The sequence below is a fragment of the Amycolatopsis anabasis genome, from assembly GCF_009765355.1.
Taxonomy (GTDB): domain Bacteria; phylum Actinomycetota; class Actinomycetes; order Mycobacteriales; family Pseudonocardiaceae; genus Amycolatopsis; species Amycolatopsis anabasis.
Genome location: NZ_VTHK01000040.1, coordinates 25,863 through 45,363, shown reverse-complemented (window position 1 = coordinate 45,363; position 19,501 = coordinate 25,863). Strand labels below are relative to the sequence as shown.

Here is a 19,501-nt window from a genome sequence, read left to right as displayed (position 1 = left end):
GGCTCCCTACTTCCAGTCCTTCTTCTTGCTCTTCCAGTCGCCGATCACCGGTGGGGCGACCACCTGTTCCGGCGCGAAGATGCCCTCCTCGGCCTGGACGAAGCCGGCGACCTTGTGCTCCTTGTCGTCCTCGCCCTTCTTGGCGCCCGCTCCGGCGGCGCCCATCGGCATACCGCCCGGACCGCCCCTGCCGTCCACCGCGCCCGCGGCCCGCGGCCCACCCGGCGCCGGTTCGCCCGGCATCCGACCGGCCGTGCTGCCGCCGGGGGAGGAGGCCCCCTTGCCGAGCCCGCCGCCCGCGCCGCCACCGGTTCCCGCGCCCGGGCCGGAGAGGCGGCCTTCCGCGGAGCCGGTCGGTCCGTTCAGACCGCCGAGCCTGCTGCTGATGCTTTCGCCGTTGATCCCCCCGGTGCGGCCGATCGTGGGGATGCGGCCGTTGCCGCGCGTGGGGTCACCCCCGGTGGCCGGGTTGGGCACCCCGGGAATCGGCGGGATGTTGATGCCCCGGGTGGGCGGGCCGCCGGTGTTCGTGCTCTCGGGGATCGGCGGCAGGTTCGGGATGTTCGGCGCCTTGCCGCCGTGCGTTCGCGGATCCTCGGGGCTGAACCCGGCGGACTTGGTCTTCTCGTCGAAGAGCGGGGCGCCACCGGGCAGGTTGGTGTCGCCGAGGTTCGGCACGTGGCCACCCGCCGAGGCGGCGGGGGACAGGGGCGCACCGGAGCCGCCGCCGGAGCCGGGCAGGTTCGGCACACCGGCCCCGTGGCCCGGAAGCCCGGAACCACCGGGCACTCCGGACCCGCCGCCGGGAATTCCCGAGCCACCACCGGGAATTCCGGCGCCACCGCCGGGCGCCCCAGCACTACCGCCGGGGACACCCGGTGTTCCGGGTCCGCCGGGCGCGCTGGTGGTCCCGACCCCGCCACCGGTTCCCGGAGCCCCGCCCCCGCCGGGAGCCCCGCCCCCGTTCTCGGCCCGCTGCACGACGCGCTCGTCCAGGGTCGGCGGGGCGGCGAACGCCGGGGTGGTGACCGCGCCGCCGATCGTGTCGTCGAACTGGGTCATGATCCGCGCGGCCTGTTCGCGGGCCGCCTGCTGGGCCTGGTAGGTCTGCATCTCCTGCGCGGCCTGTTTCGCGTACTGCACCGGATCGGTGATCTGCTGCAGCCGCGCGTTGGCCTCGGTCGCGGAGAACCGCACCGGCGGGTTCGCCGCCATCTGCTTCTGGGTCTCGTTCAACGTCTGCGAGTGGATCTGCTGCTGGCGGCCGGTGAGCGTGGCGCCCCGCGCGGTGGTGCCCACCCACTTGCCGATGGCGGCGAGGTGCTCGCGCGCGGCGTCGCCCCCGGAGCCCTGCCAGTTGCCCATGCTGTCGTTGATCGCGTCGGCGAGCGCCCGCTGGTGCGTGGTCAGCTCATCGCCGAGGCGCACCCATTCCTCCGAGGACTCGGCGACCGTGGCCGAGTTCGCGTTGCTGCTGATCGCCGTGTTCATCTGCTCGTGCGAAGCGTTGGTCCACACGGTTTTCGGCGCGCCGCCGGTCGACCGCAGGTCCAGCCCGTCGCCGAGACCCTGCCGGGCCTTGTCGATCGCGCTGGAGTAGTTGTTCTGGATCAGCGGGTCGCGGAACAGGCCCAGGATGAACTTGAGCAGCGGGTTGCCGGTGTTGTCGATCACGTGGTCGACCTGCGAGGTGACCTCGTCGCGGATCTGGTCCCCGGACTTGGTGTCCGACTGGAACGGGCCCACGTAGAACTTCGACGACGGATCGGCGGTGACGTCGTAGTACGGGTTGTGCGGGTCGTAGTCCGGACTGTCCGGATTGGACACGTCTTTGGTCTGGTCGGGCGTCGCCACGGTGGCCGCGCTCCTTCGCTGGCGGAGGTGGTCAGGACTGTGCGGAGTCGGGGGCGATGGCCTTGAGGTGGGCCCGCGTGCCCTCCTCGTGCTGCCGGTAGTTCCGCTTCGCTTGCCGGATGGCTTCGACGTACCGCGGCAGTTCGGCGCGCGCCTGCTGCAGCTGGGTGAGCAGGCCGCGCTCGTCCGCGGCGGTGGCGACCATGTGGCCGGAGACCCAGTTCGCCGTGGCCGTGGTGCTCATCGGCGGGGACTGCTGGACCTTCTGCAGCGCCGCCCACCGGGCGTTCAGGCTGTCCACCATGCCTTCCAGGGCCTGGATCATCCGGTCGCCGGTGCTCTCGTCGACCCGGAATCCGCCGGCCACCGCGAGCCGCTGCAACTGGCGCCCGCTGACCATGCGAACCCGTTCGGCGGGTTCGACGCTGGGCTCCTCGGTCATCTGCTTCCTCCCGCTCAGTAGACGCTGGAAACCGCTTCGCGCATCGCCCGGGCGACCTCGTCGCGCCCGGCGGGGGAGTAGGTCGCGACGAACGCGCCCGCCTCGTCGGTGCCGGTCTGGACCAGGTAGCGACCGCGCTCGGTGTCGAGCCAGCTCAGCGGCGGCGCGTCGCGGCGTTCCCCGTGGCGTCCCCGCCCGGACACGAAGATCTGCCCGCCCCCGAGGCGGCGGCCGGAGAGGATCTCGGCGAGCCGCTCGGCGTCGGTGTGGTCGGAGTAGGCGGGCACGTCACCGGCCTGCACGACCCCGGCGACCTCGATGTTGCCGAACGCGTCGGTCTCTTCGAAGTCGTGCTCGGCTTCGGCCGCGCGCCGCGCCGCCATCGCCGATTGCCGCTGCTCGGGCCGTTCCCGCACGGACAGCGGGCCGCCGGGTGCCGCCTTCGCCGCGGGCGGCACCCCGGCGAGGACCTCGATCAGGTCGTCGTCGGAGAACAGCGCGAACAGCAGATCGTCCTGCCCCGCGCCCTGCGTGATGCCCAGTGCCTGCGCGCCATCGGTGTAGACCAGTACCGCGATGTCTTCGCCGAGCCCGTCGATCCCGGTGACGGCCACCGCCACCCGGTGGCCGTCGAAGAGGCCGAACGCGGTCTCCAGCGAGGGATGCAACCGCTCGGTCGTGCCGAGACCGCGCTGCCGCAGGTCTTCCAGGACGAGCGAGGCGAGCTTCGCCAGCCGCACCGGATCGGTCGTCGTGTTGCGGACCCGCAACGGGAATCGCCGCACGTCAACCCCGAACGCCTGACCGAGGATGCTCGTTTCCACGCTCCCCAACGTGAACTCGAACCGATCCGCCATGCCGCGGTGGGCCTGCCTTTCCGGGGTCGTGCAACACAAGAGCCTGTTCGGCCGCGAACTGTAGCAGGCGTTCGCCGGGCGGATGCCCCGATCCCGAAAGAACCTCACAAATCCGTTTCGCTCGTTTGAGCGCTCATGTCCCCGGAATGTCGGTTTTCGCACGTAACTCCGGATCTGGCGGGAAAACAGTCGCGTGTGGCTCGACCACTCAAGTGGGAAGGGTCGCTCATATGAGCGCTCGATACCGATCGACCGACTGCCGCATCCCGTGGTCCGGATCGGTGTCGTAGGTGCCGTCCGGGTTGCGCGGGCCGAACGCCTGCGGAACGTAGAGGGTGGCGCACGACGGATTCCGTTCGGCCAGCCGCCGGTAGTCCGCCCAAGCCCGGTCGTACCCGGCGAGATGCGCCCGGATCGTCGCGGTGTCGTAGCCGCCGGTGCGGTCACCCGCGAAGCCGGTCAGCATCACCACCCAGCCGTGGTGGATGATCCGGTGCAGGAGCAGCCCGTACCGGCTGGACACCCGCAGGTAGTCGCGGATCTCCCGGTCCCGCGGCCGGATCAGCCCGGCGAGCCGTCGATCCGCTCCCAGATCGCCACCGCGCCCGCCTTCTCCGCGAGCACGTTCGCCACCAGCCCGGATTCGTGCACGCGGCGGAAGTCGTCGGCGAGATCCCGGTCCGAGCCGCCGAGGAACTGGTCCCGCGTCCAGGTGAGCCTCCGCAGCTCGAACACGGTGCTGTAGTGGCCCCGCAACACCCCGGCGGCGGAGGCCAGCGCGAGTTCCCGGAACCGTGCTCTGTCCGGGGTGGACAAACCGAGCCGGTGGCCGAACTCGTCGAACAGGGAGCGCTCGTCGCGCCGGGTGTCCCGCGCCCACCCGCTCAGCACGGCGAAGTTGAGATCGCACCAGAGTTCGTTGCCGGGATAGGGCCCGCGCCAGCCCCCGCCCCGGGACCAGGTCCACACGCCGCGCAGGTTCGGCTGGTCCCGGATGTCGGCGAGCCCCCGCGGGCCGGGCGCCGCGGCGAACTCCTCGAAGCCGGTCAGCACGCCGTCGCCGACGTAGTTGGGGAACGCGCCCTTGCCCTCGTATTCGCGCTGGCACTGCACCTCGACGATCTGCGGATGGCGGCCGATCGCCAGCGTGGGATTGAACGGCTTGGTGCGCCAGTAGTCGCCCTGGGTGTGCTTGATCGAGAAGATCAGGTTCGGATGCGGTTCGATCCGGTCGGTGACCCTTCGGTAGTAGGCCGGATCGGTGTGGAACCCGTCGAACGACCAGGTGCGGTAGAACAGCAGCTTCCCGTGCCGGACGCACACCTCGTCGCGCAGCAGGTCCAGCAGGATCAGGTGGCTGTCCGCGCCGCGCGTGATCGGGTTGTTGCCGGTGTGGAACGGCGCGTTGGACAGGTAGGTCTCGCCGGTCCGGACCACCAGCCCGTCCAGGCCGGGAAACCGGTCGAACACCTCGGCCAGCAGCAACCGGTGGATCCGCTGGGTCAGCGGGCGGTCGAGGCTGATCCGGCCCTGATCGTCGAGGAGTTCGCCGCCGTACAGCTCCACCAGCCGTTTGGGCAGCACGATGAGGTCGGTGAAGTACAGCGCGCGCAGGCCTGCCGAGTGGATCGACCGGATCCGCGCCTCGATCGACGCGGCGTTCCGCTCCACCCAGGCGCGCGCGTCCGAACCGGCCGGGAAGACGCGGGTGTCGAACCCGTCGAACGTGATCGCGGTGTGGGGCGGCCGGAACTCGTTGACGACCTGGGCGTTGTGCCCGGAACGCGCGAGTGTCCGGGGATCGTTGTACCGGGTCCGGGTGGGCGGTTCGCCCGGATTGGAGTGGACCATGTCCAGCAACCAGTCCAGCCGCCGCCCGCCCGCGGCCTCGGCCGTGCGAACGGGCAGCGCCGCACCGGCGACCGAGAGCCCACCCGCGATCAGGAATCCTCGTCTGTCCAGTGGACGCACCATCGCGCACCTTCGATCGCCACATACATCGGACCTATCATGCATACCGCCGAGCCAGGGTCTGGTCAATGCTGAAAAACTCCAGTACTTTCGGTTCCGCGCCGCCACGCCGTAGACCGAGTTAGGTCGGATGTCTGGAGTCGTGTCATGGGCGTGTCCAGGAGAAGCGTGCTCGCGGGCGCCGCGCTCGCCGTCGGCGGAGCCATGCTCGCCCCGGCGCGGGCGTCGGCCGCGGAATCCTTGGCGGGGCACCCGATGCCCGCCTGGTACCCGCGGGCGAAGTTCGGGATCTTCATCCACTGGGGGCCGTATTCGGTGCCCGCCTGGGGCGGCGAGCACAGCGCCGAGTGGTACTGCTACGCGATGCGGGTGACCAGGCCGGGCAAGACCGGCACCCGCGAGCACCACCTGGCCACCTACGGCGCCGGATTCGCCTACGACGACTTCATCCCGCGGTTCACCGCCGAGCGCTTCGATCCGCGGGCCTGGGTCCGGTTGTTCGAGGCGGCGGGCGCGCGGTACTTCGTGCTCACCAGCAAGCACCACGACGGCTTCCAGCTCTTCGGAAACCGGTTCTCCGATCGGCATTCGGTGGCGCTCGGACCACGTCGCGATCTCGTCGGCGCACTGTTCCGCGCCGCCCGGCACAGCCGCCTGAAACGCGGGCTGTACTACTCGCTCGGCGAGTTCTACAGCCCCGCGCTCGGCACCCCGCCGCGGAACCCGTACACCGGAGAACCGGTGCCGTACACGGGTTTCCGCCCGGTGGCCGATTACGTGACGGACTACGAGCAGCCGCAACTGCGGCACCTGATCGACACCTACCACCCGGATGTGCTCTGGGCCGACGGCAACGTCCACCGGGACTTCGGCGGCGGTCCGATCTTCCGGCCGCCGCAATGGAACTGGCGCAGCGACGAGATCCTCGCCTACTACTACGACCGGGCACGCTGGTCCAATCCGGACGGTGTGGTCGTCAACGACCGGTTCGACGCCTCGCACGCCGATTTCGCGACCGTCGAGGGGGACAAGACCTACCGGTTGCGCCCGGATCCGTGGGAGGCGTGCGTGACGATCGGCCGGTCGTGGGGCTGGGACGAGAACCAGGACCCCGCCGGGCTGAAATCCCCGGCCACCCTGGTGTGGCTGCTGGCCGACGTGGTCAGCAAGAACGGCAACCTGCTGCTCAACGTCGGGCCGAAGGCCGACGGCACGATCGCCGGACGGGAGAGTTCCCGGCTGCTGGAGATCGGCCGCTGGTTGCGCGTCAACGGAAAGGCCATCTTCGGCACCGGCCCGTGGCGGCGCGCCGAGGACGGCGAGCTGCGCTACACGCGGTCCGCGGACGCGTTCCACATCCTCAGCAGAACCTGGCAGGACGGCGAACTGGTGGTCCCCGGCGATCTGCCGATCACCGGCCGGTCGCGGATCGAGTTGCTCGGCGGCCCCGGCGGGCCATTGCCCTGGCGGCGGCGCGGTGACCACATCGCGATCACGCTGCCGGTGCGCCGCCCGCCGCTGACCGAGCGGGGTTTCCCGACCGCGTTCGCGGTGTCCGGAGTGGACGGTTGATTGCGCTAGCCCGCGTAAAGCGCCAACCGCTCGGCGAGCGCACGCCGGTTGTCCCTGGTGCTGAACGCCGGACGCCGTCCGCGCGGCTGCCGCCCGGCGACGACCTCGGCCACGAACGCGGCGACGCGCCGGGGCTCCGGTACCGGGTCGTCTCCACCGAAGTAGGCGATCACCGCGGATTCGTCGCCGGGTTTGGTTTCCGCCGCGACCGCCCACCCGCTCTGTTCGCTCCACACCAGCATGAGGTCCTGGTCCGGGCGGGCCGCCGTCCGCCTGGCCAGGGCGAGGTAGGCCGTGGCGGTATCGCTGATCTCGAAGCTCGTGCCCTCCGCGGGGAGGTCCAGGGCACGAGCGATTTCGCGCAGATAGCCTGCCAGACCTCGGGACAGCAGGTGGGTGGCGTCCGCTCCGCGATCCATACCGGTCACAGTAGGCGGGTAGGGTGGAATTGTCGGGAGCAACTCGTACCCGGGCGGTCAAGCTCGCGTCGTTCCCGGCCCACCACGCCGGTCGGCTGGCCGACCGGGGATGGGAGCGCCGACATGACGTCGGGCCCGGAAACCTCACCAGAAGCCGAAGGCCGAACCGAAGCGGTTTGTGCCGTATGCGCCCACCCGTGGAGCGCGCACGACGTGGTCGCGGCCCGGTACTGCGCCGCGACGATGGCCGGCGGGCACGACCGCGGCTGCGTGTGTTCGGGGGTCAGCGGCGGGATGGCCTACAACAAGTCGAGCAAGGAACCGGGCTGACCGGGCGTTGACGAAGCTCACGCTGCCGATCGCCGCACGATCCGGCAGGGTGAGGCAGATGTCCAGGTCATCCGCGAACGCGACCGAGCGGTGGTTCCGGGTCGCGATCGCGATCAAGGGACTCGACGGCGGCCTCCAGCTCCTCGGCGGCCTGCTGCTCGCCCTGCTCCCGGCCTCGGCGATCACCGGATTCGCGCACGCGGTGGTGACCCGCGACCTGCTCGGCGATCCGGCGGGCACGCTGGCCCGGCACCTGCGGACCGCCGCCGAGAACTTCGCCGACGGCGGCACGAAGACGTTCGCCGTGGCCTACCTGCTCGCGCACGGGGTGATCAAACTCGGCCTGGTGGTCGCACTGGCCCGCGAGTTCCGGCCCGCCTACCCGGTCGCCGCGGTCGTCCTCGCGGCCTTCGTGGTGTTCGAGATCGTGCGGGCGGTGCACACCCACTCGATCGCGTTGCCGTTCTTCGCCGCCCTCGATCTGGTCATCATCGTGCTGGTGCTGCGCGAATACCGGCAGCTGCGCCGGGCAGGCTGACCCGCGCGGGCGGTTCGCTCGGCGGATCGGCGTCCGGTCTGGCAGCGTGTGATCATGGCCGTGCCGCTCCGCTCCCTGACCACCCGGTGGACCGTGGTCGTGCCGGTGATCGCCGTGGTGGCGCTGATGCTCAGCTGGGGGCGGACACTGCCTCCGGTCCTGGTGGCCGTGGTCGCGCTCTGCCTGGCCGGGGCCGTGCTCGCGGCGGTGCACCACGCCGAGGTGGTCGCGCACCGGGTCGGCGAGCCGTTCGGTTCGCTGGTGCTGGCGGTCGCGGTGACGGTGATCGAGGTCGCGCTGATCGTCACGTTGATGGCCGACGGAAAGCCGGGCGCGGCATCGCTGGCCCGGGACACGGTCTTCGCCGCGGTGATGATCACCTGCAACGGAATCGTGGGGCTTTCGCTACTGGTGGGCGCGTTGCGGCACCGCGTCGCGGTGTTCAACGCCGAGGGCACCGGCGGAGCGCTCGCGACCGTGGCGACCCTGGCCACGCTCAGCCTGGTGCTGCCCACGTTCACCACCACCCGCCCGGGCCCGGAGTTCTCCGCCGCGCAACTGGCCTTCGCCGCGGTGGCCTCGCTCGCGTTGTACGGGTTGTTCGTGGCCATGCAGACGTTCCGCCATCGGGACTACTTCCTGCCGGTCGCCAAGGACGGCGGCGTCATCGACGGCGAAGACCACGCCGCGCCGCCGAGCACGGCGGAAACCTTGGTGAGCCTGGTGCTGCTGATCGTGGCGCTCGTCGCCGTCGTCGGCGACGCCAAGGCGGTTTCGCCCGCGATCGAGGCCGGGGTCGCGGCGGCCGGGTTGCCGCTGTCGGTGGTCGGCGTCGTGATCGCGATGCTGGTGCTGCTGCCGGAGACCCTCGCCGCGGTGCGCGCGGCGCGGCGGGACCGGATCCAGACCAGCCTGAACCTCGCGCTCGGCTCGGCGATGGCGAGCATCGGGCTGACCATTCCGGCGATCGCGGTCGCCACGGTGTGGCTGGACGGCCCGCTGGTGCTCGGTCTCGGCGCCACGGAGATGGTCCTGCTGGCGCTCACCATGGTGGTCAGCGTGCTGACCGTCGTCCCGGGCCGGGCCACCCTGCTGCAGAGCGGGGTGCACCTGGCCCTGTTCGCCGGTTTCGTGTTCCTCGCCGTCAGCCCGTGAACTCCGGTCAGCGGCCGGGTTTCTCCGCCACCCCGCACCACCAGAACGGACGAGCCTTGGCCTCGAGCGGATTCGGCGCGCGGTCCGGTCGCCAGTCCGGCAGGTGGGTCAGCCCCGGCTCGATCAACGGCCAGTCGCCGAAGAGCGGTTCCACTTCGGACCGGTCCCGCAGCCACGCCGGGTTGGAGGTGTGCACGTAGGCGTCGACGAATTCGCGGATCGCCGCCTGATCGGCGGGGGAGGCCTCGTCGCAGGCGAGATGCGAAAGGGCCAGCCAGCTGCCCGGGGCGAGTTCGCGGCGGTAGCGCTCGACCAGGTCCACCGGGTGGTCGTCGTCGCCGACGAACTGGAACACCGCGACCATGAGCAGGCACACCGGCTTCCGGAAGTCGATCAACCGGCGGGTCGTCGGGTCGCGGAAGATGTTTTCGGGATTCCGCAGGTCTTCCTGCACCATCGCGGCCCAGCCCGTCGCGCCGTGCCGTTCCAGGAGCAGCGTCGCGTGCGCCGCGGCGACCGGCTCGTAGTCCACGTAGACGACGGTGGCTTCCTCGCCCTCGGGCAGGTTCTCGGCCACGACCTCGTGCACGTTGCCGACGGTCGGCACGCCGGAGCCGATGTCCAGGAACTGCCGGAACCCGGCGTCCAGCGCGGCCCGCACGACTCTCCCCAGGAACTGCCGGTTCTGCCGGGCGACCTCCTTGATCAGCGGAAAGATCGCCTCGACCCTTCTGCCGAACTCGCGGTCCACGGCCCAGTTCTGGTCGCCGCCCAGGTACCAGTCGTACATGCGGGCCGCCGACGGCTTCTCCGTGTCGACGCCTTCCGGCGCATCCGGCGCGGAGCCGGTCGTGTGAGTCATTCACCGTCCCCGATGCGGTCGTGCGTGTTCTCGACGGAAGCGTATCGCGGATCGTGTCGACGTGTGTTGACACGTCCGGTGTGGCGGGCGGTCAGCTCGTTGACGTGGCGAGCCGGTAGAGGTTCGCGATCTCGTCGTCGAAATAGGTGCTGTAGGAAATGTCGGGTTCGTCCCCGCCGAGCTGGTAACCGCCGACCACGCCGATGACGGTGCCGGGTTCGCCGGGCAGCACCCACGGGCTGCCGCTCGTGCCGTCCTCGAACCCCGGGCTGTCCACCTTGATCTGGTGGTCGTCCGCCGCGGTGGTGCGGCCGTGGGCGATCAGCGGGGTGTCGGTGTCGTCCGGATAGCCGGTGAGCGTCACGTCGTTGACGAACCCGCGGCCGGTGGCGAGCCGGTTCGCGCCGGTGACCGCCTCGATCGGCCGCGGATTTCCCGCCTGGCCCACGACGACGAACCCGATGTCGAAATCGGGATCCGCGGCTGCCGACCACCGGGGGTCCACGATCACCTGGCTCGCGGTCCAGATTCCGTACGGCGCCATGCCGTTGTGGTACCCGGGCACGAAGGCGATGTCCTCGGCGGCCGAGGAGTCCAGGCAGTGCGCGGCGGTCACGATCAGGTTCCCCGCGGGACTGTCCACCACGCTGCCGGTGCAGTAGTGCTCCCCGAGTTCCCCGTCGTCCCAGTCGAACAGGGCGCCCACCGGGGTCACCTCGAACCGGGCCGTTTCCGGGGCGGCGGCGCCGGAAACGGCGGGTACGTCGGCCGTGGCCACCAGGGTGGCGAGGACCAGCAGGCACACCACCAGCAGCCCGCGCATCCAGCCTCCCCTTCCGGTCGTCCGGGAACAAGAACAGCATAGGGATGCGGGAAACGCGGCGTTCCGCGGCGAACCCACAGCAACCCCACAGCACCCTCACAGGCCGGGTCGCGCTGGACAACCCGGACGGGCTTCTGCCTGAATACCACCGTGATCTCTCCGGCGCGGTACGCGGTGCAACTGGTGTTCGTCTGGCTGATCGCCTCGCTGACCCTGGGCACGGTCGCCTTGTTGCTCGTCGGCGGGGTGCACCCGGACTACGGGTTCCGTTCGCTGGCCGAGTTGTCCAACGGGGCGCTGTCGCTGCTGTTCCTGTTGCTGGTTCTGCTCGTCGCGGGGCTGGCGGTGCTCGTGGCCCGCACCGGGGAACTGTCCTGGGTGGCCGACGACCCGCGGGGCAAGGTGGTGTGGGTCCTGCTGGTGGGCGGGCTCGGGTTCGCCGGCTGGGGATATGCCGCGACGGTGACCTTCGGCGCCTTCTTCCCCCCGGGTGTGCAGATCGCGCTGGCGTATTTCGGCGGCGGCCTGCCGTTCGCGCTGATCGCCGCCATGCTGCAGCGCCCCCGGCGGGTCAACGCGGCCGCGTTCGTCCTGGCCGTCATCGCGGTGGTCGCGGGGTGGGCGATCGTGGGCGGGGGCCCGTTCAGCGTCGTGCGGCTCTACCTCGAATTCCTGCAGCAGTTGTTGCGGCCGGTGCACGCCCTGGGCATCTGACCGGTTTTGTCGGTGCCGGGTGGCAGGCTGCCGGGTATGACCGCATCGGACCCGAAGTCGGCTCTGCACCGTTACCTCCAGATCGCCCGCGATGCCCTGCTGTGGAAGCTCGACGGGCTCTCGGAGTACGACATCCGCCGCCCGCTGACGCCGACCGGCACCAATCTCCTGGGGCTGATCAAGCACGTGGCCAGCTGCGAGCTGGGGTACTTCGGGGACACCTTCGGGCGGCCGTCCGGCGAGTCGCTGCCGTGGTTCGCCGATGACGCGGAACCCAACGCGGACATGTGGGCGACCGCGGACGAGTCACGCGCGGAGATCGTCGGGCTGTACCACCGCGCGTGGGCGCATTCGGACGCCACGATCGAGGCGCTGGCACTGGATTCCCCCGGCCGGGTGCCGCACTGGCCGGCCGACCGGAACGAGGTGACCCTGCACCGGATCCTGATCCACATGATCGCCGAGACCCACCGGCACGCCGGGCACGCCGACATCGTCCGCGAACTCATCGACGGGGCCGCCGGGCTGCGGCAGGACAGCGACAATCTGCCACCGGGCGACCGGGAATGGTGGGCGGACTACCGGCACCGGCTGGAACGGGTGGCCCGGGAAGCCGAAGGGAGGTGATGTGTTCATATACGTGAATAACAATCACATTGGTGTATGAATAGGCGGTCGATGCACCCGAACGAAGGGCGGCTGCCGTGACCCTCTCCAGACGTGCGTTGTTGAGTTCGACCGCGGTCGCGGTGGGCGCCGCGGCGGTTCCCGCCCCCGCCCTCGCGGCCGAACCGGGTCCCGATTTCGCCGACGCCGTCGACTACGCGCTCGCGAAACTGCGCGTGACCGCGCCGAACGCGGGCGGGTTCCCGGTGGGGACCAGGTTCGAGAAGTGGACCTATTCGCAGAACGGGGACTGGGTCGGCGGCTTCTGGCCGGGCGCCCTGCTGCTGGCCTGGGTGTACAGCGAGGACACCTGGTTCCGGGAGCACGCGCTGGACTGGGCGCGGAAGCTCGCGCCGCGCCAGGACGACACCGGGACCCACGACCTCGGTTTCCTCTTCACACCGTCCTGGGTCACCGCGTGGCGGCTGACCGGTGACCCGCGGTGGCGGGACGGGGCGGTGCGGGCGGCTTCGTCGCTGATCAAGCGGTACAACGAAAAAGGGCGTTTCATCCGGGCCTGGGGCGCGCTCGGCGATCCGCGGAACGCGGGCCGGGTCATCATCGACACGATGATGAACCTGGATCTGCTCGCGTTCGCCACCGAGCAGACCGCGGACCCGAAGTACCTGACCATCGCGACCGAGCACGCCCTGACCACGCGGCGGGTGTTCGTGCGCCCGGACGGATCCACGCCGCACGTGTTCGACTTCGACCCGGAAACCGGGGCGGCCCGCGGACCCGGCACCGTGCAGGGCTACAGCCCGACCTCGTGCTGGTCGCGCGGTCAGGCCTGGGGAATCTACGGCTTCACCACCATGTACCGGCGCACCCGCGACAAGCGGTTCCTCGAGACCGCGACCGAACTCGCCGATTTCGCGTTGCGCGCCCTCACCCCGGACCACGTGCCGGTGTGGGACTACCTCGCCCCGCAGGCGCCGAACGACATCAAGGACGCCTCGGCCGGTGCGGTCATGGCGTGCGGCCTGCTCGATCTCGCCGCGGCAGCCGGGAAGGCGCGGTACCGGGACAGCGCGGTGCGCATCCTGCGGGCGCTGACCCGCACCTGCCTGACCACGCGATCGACCCGCGCCGAGGCGATCGTCGCCCGGTGCACCCGCAACCGCCCGAGCGAGGACGGGGTGGAGATTTCCCTTCCGTACGCCGATTACTACCTGCTGGAAGGGCTGCTGCGCATCCTGCGGCCGAAGGAGATCGCCCGCGCGCTGGCGCTCTAGCCGAACCGCACCCACCAGGCGATGAGCAGTCCGCCGCAGTTCGTCGCCAGGTGGAACAGCACCGGGGCGAGGACCCCGCGCCCGGCGTGCCGCAGCCAGCACAGGCCGACCCCGGCGACGGCCGCCGCCAGCATGGCCAGCGCGGAGATCACCGCGAGCGGCAGCCCGCCGAAAAGCGACTGCACCGCGGCGTTCCGCACGAGTGCCAGGGACGGGAGCAGGTGCCAGAGGCCGAAGAGGCCCGAGGCGCCGAGCACCGGGCCCCAGCGCCAGCGCTCGTCCCCGCCGAGGAGCGCGGGCAGCACGCCCCGGAAGGCGATCTCCTCCACCAGGACCGTGCCCAGCGGAATGCGGATGAGGACCTGCCACAGCACCTCGCCGATGCCCGGATCACCGACCCGGCCGTCGTGGAACACCGGGCGCAGCGCGGGCACGGCCAGCGCGAGGGCGAATCCGAGCGCGACGACCCCGGCCGCGGCCAGCCCGGTCGACGCGGACCGGCGCACGTGCCGCCGGTCCAGGCCGACGTCCCGCGGGCGCAGCCCGGACCCGCGGGCCACCGCGACCAGCAGGACCGCGGTGCCCGCGCCGCACACCGGATACGCCCAGCCGGGCAGCACGCGATTGGCCAGGAAGGTCGCCGCGGCGAGCAGGAACACGGCGACGAGGACGGCGGCGGCGCGCCGGCGCGAGGTGGGTCGAGGCGCGCGGACCGGGGCGAACGTGGTGGTCATCGTGGATCCAGTGTGCGTGATGCCGGGCCGGTCGTGTTGCCGAGGCCGCGCGATCGCGGGATGGTCGGAACGGGAGCGGTCACGACGGGAGTGTGATCTCGATGTCCGGCAGCCTCGATGCTCCGATCGTCGCCGGGGTCGACGGTTCCGATTCGGCGGTGCGCGCGGTCGCCTGGGCGGCGGACGAGGCGCGGCACCGGCGCTGCCGGCTGCGCCTGGTGCACGTGGTCGACGACCTCGCGCTGACCTACCCGCGCATGATGCCCATCCGCGAGGAACTGCAGGAAACCCTGCGGACGCGCGGGCAGCGGCTGCTGGACACCGCGCGCGAGACGGCCGAGGCCGCGGTCCCCGGGCTGGAGGTCGAGCTCCAGCTGCGCGCGGACAGCGTGACGCCCGCGCTGCTCGCCGAAGCCGAATCGGCGCGACTGCTCGTGCTGGGCACCTGGGGGCTGCGCCCGCTCGGCCGGGCACTGGCGGGTTCCACCTCGGTCGCGCTGGCCGCCCACGCGCGGTGCCCGGTGGCCTTCGTCCGGCCGCACGTGGCCGAGGACGCACCGCCGACCGAGGGGCCGGTGGTGCTGGGCGTCGACGATTCCCCGGCCTGCGCGTCCGCCATCCCGATCGCCTTCGAGGAGGCGTCCTGGCGGGGTGGCGAGCTGATCGCCCTGCACAGCTGGGACCACGCGTTCCTGACCACGGTCCTCGACGACGCCCGGTGGGGCGTGGACCGCGACGCGATGGAAGAGCACGCGCGGGAAGTGCTCGCCGAGCGGCTCGACGAGTGGGCGGAGCGGTATCCGGATGTCTCCGTGGAATACCGGGTACCGCGCGGCCGCCCGGCCGAGGAACTGCTCCGCGTGGCGGATCGGGCGCAATTGCTGGTGGTGGGCAGCCGGGGGCGCGGCGGGCTGGCCGGGATGCTGCTGGGATCCACCAGCCAGGCCGTGATGTCGTACGCGCTGTGCCCGGTCGTCGTCGCCCGGGCGCACACCCGCCCGGACTGAACCTCGCCGCGGTGCGGCGGATTTTCTCGAAATCCTGACACAATTCCGCCGTTGGCGGTTTTGCGCCACCACGAAATCGTGGCCAGTACTCCTTTCGTCGGCGTCGATTCGAGCGACAGACCGATGTGTTCGCGCTCTCCCCGTGTCTAAATAGCTGTATCCCCATTTTCGGGGCACAACAGAATGGAGATGATCATGGCGGAAACCCTGCGCCGCCTGATCCGAGTGGTGTTCGTGGCCCTCGCGGCCGCACTGCTCGGACTGTCCAACCTGTCCGCGGCCGGAGCGGCCCCACCACCGGAACCGTCCGGCGACGCGTCGCCGATGATCGTCGGCGGCACCCGGGCGAATGTCAACGAGTATCCCTGGACCGTTTTCCTCGCCAACTCGAGCAATTTCCAGTTCTGCGGTGGCACGCTGGTGAAGGCGAACAAGGTCGTGACCGCCGCGCACTGCGTGTCGGGACGCTCGCCGTCCAGCACGCGGGTGGTGCAGGGCCGGGAGGACAAGCAGAGCTCGGCCGGCGTCGTGGCCAATGTGACCAAGATCTGGGTGCATCCCAGCTACTCCACGGCGACCCGCGGTTACGACGTGGCGGTGCTGACCCTGGACCGGAACCTCACGGCGAGCACCCTGCCGCTGGCCGGTCCCTCGGACGGCGCGCTCTACGCGGCCGGCACCCAGGCCACGATCCTCGGCTGGGGGACCACCAGTTCGGGTGGTTCGGCGTCCCGCTACCTGCTCAAGGCCACCGTCCCGGTGACCTCCGACGCCACGTGCGGCAAGGCGTACGGCTCGTCGTACATCAGCTCGGCGATGGTGTGCGCGGGCTACCCGCAGGGCGGCGTGGACACCTGCCAGGGTGACTCGGGCGGCCCGATGGTCGCCGGCGGGAAGCTCATCGGCGCCACCTCGTGGGGCCGTGGTTGTGCGCAGGCCGGATACCCCGGGGTGTACGCCCGTGTGATGAGCTACCACACCGTCCTCACCCAGCAGATCAATTCCTGACCGATGCCCGTGGTGGCCATCGCCCTGGTGCGGTGGCCACCACTTCTTATGATCAAGAACACAGCGGGACCGTAGTGATCAGTGGGTAGCGTTTGTGGCGCTCGGTAATGGAGCCGGGCGTTCGACATTGATGTACCCGGGTCGCCGGCTCCGCGTGAGCGCGCCCGTGCTGGAAAGGAAAGCAAATCTTGCGGCGAAATCTGCCGCCGATGTTCCGCGCGCTCGCGAATCACAATTATCGGCTCTGGGCCACTGCCGACCTGGTCTCGGTGACCGGCACCTGGATGCAGGTGCTCGCCCTGAACTGGGTGGTGCTCGCTCGCACCGGATCGGCGACCTCGGTCGGATTCTCGGTTCTGTTGAGCACGCTTCCGGCGCTGCTGCTCGGCCCCTGGGCGGGTGCGCTCGCCGACCGGTTCCCGCCCCGGCGGTTGCTGCTGTGCTCGCAGACACTGCACGTGCTGATCGCGGTCGCCTTGGCGGTGCTGGTGGGCGCCGAGGCGCCCTTGGCGCCGATCTACGCGCTCACCGCGTTGTCGGGGCTGATCGGCTCCTTCGAAGGGCCGGCCCTCGGCCGGTTCGCGGGGCAGGTCGTGCCGCGGGAGCACCTCGGCAACGCGCTGGCCCTGAGTTCGATCGTCAACTCGGCCGGTCGTGTGCTGGGCATGAGCGCGGCCGGAGTGCTCGTCGCGGCGGTCGGCGAATCGGCGCTGTTCCTCATCAACGCGGTCAGTTTCTTCGCGGTGATCGGGACGATCGTGCTGATGCGCACGGGTGAACTGCACCCGCTCGCGGTCAGCCCGCCGGAGCGGGCGGGGGTGCGGGCGGGACTGGTCTACCTGCGGCGCAGCCGGGTGCTGCTGATCCTGTTCGTCCTGGGCTTCGTGCTCTCCGGACTCGGCCGCAACTACCAGGTGACCATGGCCGCGATGAGCCAGGGACCCCTCGGCGCCGGTGCTGCCGGTTACGGCCTGCTGTCGTCGGTGTTCGCGGTCGGCACGGTGCTCGGCGGCCTGCTCGCGGCACGGGCGCGGGAACTCACGTTCCCCCTGCTGCTGGGAGCGGCCGCGGTGACCAGTGCGTTGCAGGCGGCCAGCGGTTTCGCCCCCGGCACCCTCGGTTTCGCCGCGATGATCCTGCCCATCGCGGCCGGCGCGGTCCTGATCGACACGGCGAAGAGCACCCGGCTGCAACTGGATTCGGCCGAGGAGATGCGCGGCCGGATGCTCGCGGTCCAGGGCGCGGTATCCGCGGCGGCGGGCGCGACGGGCGCACCGCTGCTCGGCTGGCTGTGCGAACGCCTGGGCCCCGAATCCGCGCTGCTCGTCGCCGGCTCGGTCTCCCTGGCGGCAACGCTGCTCGCGGCCGCCGCACTCCGGCAGCGGCCCGCCCCGCGGCCCGCGCGAACCGCGGCCGGGGAGGAGGTTCCTGCCACGGTCGGCTGAACCTCGTTCCACCGGATCGGGCCTCGTCACGCCGGTTCGCGCTGAATACCCTTCCGGAGATGCCGACTCACCTGATCGACCGCCCGGACGGTTTCGCGCTCGTCGCCGGTGCCTCCCTCGCCCTGGTTCGCGGACCGGGCGCCGATCCCGCCGCGGAACGGATCGTCCGCGACGCGCTGGCCGCGCGCGGGATCGCCGAAGGGGCCGGGACACCGGACCTCGTGGTGCGGATCGGCGAGGAACCGATCGGGGACCGGATGCCCGGCGCCTACCGCCTGAGCATCGGCCGGGGGAGCGACGGCCGTGGCCGGATCGTCCTGGACGGTTCGGATCCCGCCGGGACCTGGTACGCGGCACGGGAGTTCCGGCGGCTCGCCGAGCGGAGCGCCGAACTGCCGGGCGTCGAGCTCCGGGACCGGCCCGCGGTGCGTTACCGGGGCTCGATCGAGGGTTTCTACGGCACGCCCTGGTCGCACGCCGATCGCCTGGCGCATCTGGACTTCCTGGGCGCGCACCGGATGAACGCCTACGTCTACGCGCCGAAGGACGACGGCTACCACCGGGAAAAGTGGCGGGACCCGTATCCGCCGGAAACCCTGGCCGAACTCGCCGAACTGGTGCGGCGCGCCCGCGACAACCACGTCACGTTCGTCTTCGCGGTGTCGCCCGGTTTGTCGATGCGGTACTCGGTGACCGGCGACCTCGCCGCGCTGCTGGCGAAATTCGACGCCCTGCACGCCGCCGGCTGCCGGGCCTTCGCGGTGGCGCTCGACGACATCGACTACCGGACCTGGCACTGCGCCGCGGACCGGGAACGGTTCGGCGGCGATTCGCCCGGTGCCAGCGCGGGGCGCGCGCATGCCTGGCTGGTCGGCGAGGTGGTGCGCTGGGCCCGTTCGCACGGGGACGTCGAACCGGTGCAGCTGGTGCCCACCGAATACCACGGCCTCGCCGACACGCCGTACAAACGCGCGCTGCGCGAGCGGCTCGACCCCGGGGTGCTGGTGTGGTGGACCGGGCACGACGTCGTTCCGCGCACGATCGAGCGGGCGGAGGCCGCCCGGGCCGCGGCACTGTTCGGGCACGAGATCCTGTTGTGGGACAACTATCCGGTCAACGACTACCTCCCCGGCCGGGTGCCGCTGGGCGACTATTCGGGCCGGGAGAACGGATTGTCCGCGCACGTGGTGGGCGTGCTGGCCAATCCGATGAACCAGCCCGCGATGAGTTCGGTCGCGCTGTCGTCGGTGGCCGCCTACGGCTGGGACGACACCGGTTTCGACGCCCGCCGTGCGTGGCGCTCCGCCCTCGCCGAACTCGCCGGTGGCCGGGCCGACGTGCTCGCCGCGCTCGAGGCTTTCGCCGACGTCAACACCCTCGACGAGCGGCTGCACCTGGTGCAGGCTCCGGAGCACGCGGAGGCCTGTGCCGCGTTCCGGGCCGAATGGGCGGCGGGTGACACCGGGGCGGCCCTGGCGCGGCTGCGGGGACTCGCGAGCCGGCTCGCCGCGGCGCCGGGGACGATCCGGGCCGGGGTCGCCGATCCCCGGTTCGCCGCGGAGGCCGCGGCCTGGCTGGACGCGACCGAACTGTGGGGCCGGGCGCTGGCCGCGGCGGCCACGATGCTCGGCGAGCTGGTCGCGGGTGATCGTCCCGCCGCGCGCCGGGCCGGGGTGCTGGTGGCCGAACTGGCGGAGCGGGCGCGGACTCCCCGGGACACCCGCCTGCCACACCGGGACGTTCCGGTCAAGGTTGCCGACGGGGTATTGGATCGTTTCCTGACCGAGCTGCTGGAGATCTTGTCCTCGGCGGGGGACGGACCGCACAATGTGGCAACGTTGCCACAGCTGCCTACCGAAAGTCGGTGAC

General features: G+C 71.2%; 20 protein-coding genes. 11 read left to right on the top strand and 9 right to left on the bottom strand.

Features of this window, described 5'->3' with window-relative positions; translation table 11 throughout:
• Nucleotides 1-6 precede the first annotated feature (6 nt).
• From FXO23_RS36765 to FXO23_RS36750, 5 genes are all read right to left on the bottom strand, one after another.
• Nucleotides 7-1,854: a hypothetical protein gene (locus tag FXO23_RS36765; RefSeq protein ID WP_158890970.1), complete on the bottom strand. Its 1,848-nt coding sequence runs from the start codon at nt 1,852-1,854 to the stop codon at nt 7-9.
• A 31-nt stretch (nt 1,855-1,885) separates the two neighbouring features.
• Entirely contained in the window at nt 1,886-2,296 is a 411-nt protein-coding gene (locus FXO23_RS36760) for a hypothetical protein (protein ID WP_158890968.1), read from the bottom strand.
• A gap of 14 nt (nt 2,297-2,310) precedes the next feature.
• Nucleotides 2,311-3,153, bottom strand: a complete 843-nt coding sequence (locus tag FXO23_RS36755; protein WP_158890966.1) for an ESX secretion-associated protein EspG — start codon at nt 3,151-3,153, stop codon at nt 2,311-2,313.
• 226 nt (nt 3,154-3,379) lie between these two features.
• The gene (locus tag FXO23_RS51160; protein WP_218952263.1) at nt 3,380-3,676 is read right to left on the bottom strand and encodes a hypothetical protein; all 297 of its coding nucleotides are present in this window, start codon (nt 3,674-3,676) and stop codon (nt 3,380-3,382) included.
• 38 nt (nt 3,677-3,714) lie between these two features.
• Nucleotides 3,715-5,127 carry a hypothetical protein gene (locus FXO23_RS36750; RefSeq protein ID WP_218952262.1) on the bottom strand — a complete coding sequence of 471 codons (1,413 nt, stop codon included), beginning with the start codon at nt 5,125-5,127 and terminating at the stop codon, nt 3,715-3,717.
• 144 nt (nt 5,128-5,271) lie between these two features.
• On the opposite strand from FXO23_RS36750, the gene FXO23_RS36745 reads away from it, so the two are divergent.
• Entirely contained in the window at nt 5,272-6,696 is a 1,425-nt protein-coding gene (locus FXO23_RS36745) for an alpha-L-fucosidase (RefSeq protein ID WP_158890964.1), read from the top strand.
• A gap of 5 nt (nt 6,697-6,701) precedes the next feature.
• On the opposite strand, the gene FXO23_RS36740 is transcribed toward FXO23_RS36745, so the two are convergent.
• Complete coding sequence (locus tag FXO23_RS36740) at nt 6,702-7,115, bottom strand: DUF6292 family protein (protein WP_158890962.1); 414 nt, start codon at nt 7,113-7,115, stop codon at nt 6,702-6,704.
• Between the two features lie 123 nt (nt 7,116-7,238).
• On the opposite strand from FXO23_RS36740, the gene FXO23_RS36735 reads away from it, so the two are divergent.
• Genes FXO23_RS36735 through FXO23_RS36725 form a run of 3 tightly spaced genes read left to right on the top strand, consistent with a single transcriptional unit; the run spans nt 7,239 to nt 9,138 of the window.
• A complete protein-coding gene (locus FXO23_RS36735; protein WP_158890960.1) occupies nt 7,239-7,445 on the top strand; it encodes an RGCVC family protein in 207 nt (68 codons plus the stop codon).
• Between the two features lie 58 nt (nt 7,446-7,503).
• On the top strand, nt 7,504-7,983 hold the full coding sequence (locus FXO23_RS36730; protein WP_158890958.1) for a DUF2127 domain-containing protein: 480 nt from the start codon (nt 7,504-7,506) through the stop codon (nt 7,981-7,983).
• Nucleotides 7,984-8,037: 54 nt separating this feature from the next.
• Nucleotides 8,038-9,138 carry a calcium:cation antiporter gene (locus FXO23_RS36725; protein WP_158890956.1) on the top strand — a complete coding sequence of 367 codons (1,101 nt, stop codon included), beginning with the start codon at nt 8,038-8,040 and terminating at the stop codon, nt 9,136-9,138.
• 7 nt (nt 9,139-9,145) lie between these two features.
• Here FXO23_RS36725 and FXO23_RS36720 read toward each other — a convergent pair whose 3' ends face one another.
• Together FXO23_RS36720 and FXO23_RS36715 are read right to left on the bottom strand one after the other, a co-directional pair.
• Complete coding sequence (locus FXO23_RS36720; protein ID WP_158890954.1) at nt 9,146-10,000, bottom strand: SAM-dependent methyltransferase; 855 nt, start codon at nt 9,998-10,000, stop codon at nt 9,146-9,148.
• Between the two features lie 91 nt (nt 10,001-10,091).
• The gene (locus tag FXO23_RS36715) at nt 10,092-10,823 is read right to left on the bottom strand and encodes a trypsin-like serine peptidase (protein WP_158890952.1); all 732 of its coding nucleotides are present in this window, start codon (nt 10,821-10,823) and stop codon (nt 10,092-10,094) included.
• A gap of 150 nt (nt 10,824-10,973) precedes the next feature.
• Between FXO23_RS36715 and FXO23_RS36710 the strand changes: the two genes are divergently transcribed.
• The 3 genes from FXO23_RS36710 to FXO23_RS36700 all read left to right on the top strand — a co-directional run bounded on the left by FXO23_RS36710 (nt 10,974) and on the right by FXO23_RS36700 (nt 13,438).
• Nucleotides 10,974-11,537, top strand: a complete 564-nt coding sequence (locus tag FXO23_RS36710) for a hypothetical protein (RefSeq protein WP_158890950.1) — start codon at nt 10,974-10,976, stop codon at nt 11,535-11,537.
• 36 nt (nt 11,538-11,573) lie between these two features.
• Nucleotides 11,574-12,164, top strand: a complete 591-nt coding sequence (locus tag FXO23_RS36705; RefSeq protein ID WP_158890948.1) for a DinB family protein — start codon at nt 11,574-11,576, stop codon at nt 12,162-12,164.
• A 77-nt stretch (nt 12,165-12,241) separates the two neighbouring features.
• Nucleotides 12,242-13,438 (top strand): glycoside hydrolase family 88 protein, encoded by a 1,197-nt coding sequence (locus FXO23_RS36700; RefSeq protein ID WP_158890946.1) that lies wholly within the window; start codon nt 12,242-12,244, stop codon nt 13,436-13,438.
• On the opposite strand, the gene FXO23_RS36695 is transcribed toward FXO23_RS36700, so the two are convergent.
• On the bottom strand, nt 13,435-14,172 hold the full coding sequence (locus tag FXO23_RS36695; protein WP_158890944.1) for a CPBP family intramembrane glutamic endopeptidase: 738 nt from the start codon (nt 14,170-14,172) through the stop codon (nt 13,435-13,437). The two genes, FXO23_RS36700 and FXO23_RS36695, sit on opposite strands and share 4 nt — an antisense overlap.
• A gap of 101 nt (nt 14,173-14,273) precedes the next feature.
• Between FXO23_RS36695 and FXO23_RS36690 the strand changes: the two genes are divergently transcribed.
• The 4 genes from FXO23_RS36690 (at nt 14,274) to FXO23_RS36675 (ending at nt 19,500) form a co-directional block, all read left to right on the top strand.
• Nucleotides 14,274-15,179 carry a universal stress protein gene (locus tag FXO23_RS36690; RefSeq protein ID WP_158890942.1) on the top strand — a complete coding sequence of 302 codons (906 nt, stop codon included), beginning with the start codon at nt 14,274-14,276 and terminating at the stop codon, nt 15,177-15,179.
• A gap of 195 nt (nt 15,180-15,374) precedes the next feature.
• The gene (locus FXO23_RS36685; RefSeq protein WP_158890940.1) at nt 15,375-16,187 is read left to right on the top strand and encodes a S1 family peptidase; all 813 of its coding nucleotides are present in this window, start codon (nt 15,375-15,377) and stop codon (nt 16,185-16,187) included.
• A 209-nt stretch (nt 16,188-16,396) separates the two neighbouring features.
• Nucleotides 16,397-17,632 carry an MFS transporter gene (locus FXO23_RS36680; protein ID WP_158891029.1) on the top strand — a complete coding sequence of 412 codons (1,236 nt, stop codon included), beginning with the start codon at nt 16,397-16,399 and terminating at the stop codon, nt 17,630-17,632.
• A gap of 59 nt (nt 17,633-17,691) precedes the next feature.
• Nucleotides 17,692-19,500 carry a glycoside hydrolase family 84 protein gene (locus FXO23_RS36675; RefSeq protein ID WP_158890938.1) on the top strand — a complete coding sequence of 603 codons (1,809 nt, stop codon included), beginning with the start codon at nt 17,692-17,694 and terminating at the stop codon, nt 19,498-19,500.
• The last annotated feature ends 1 nt before the right edge of the window (nt 19,501 follow it).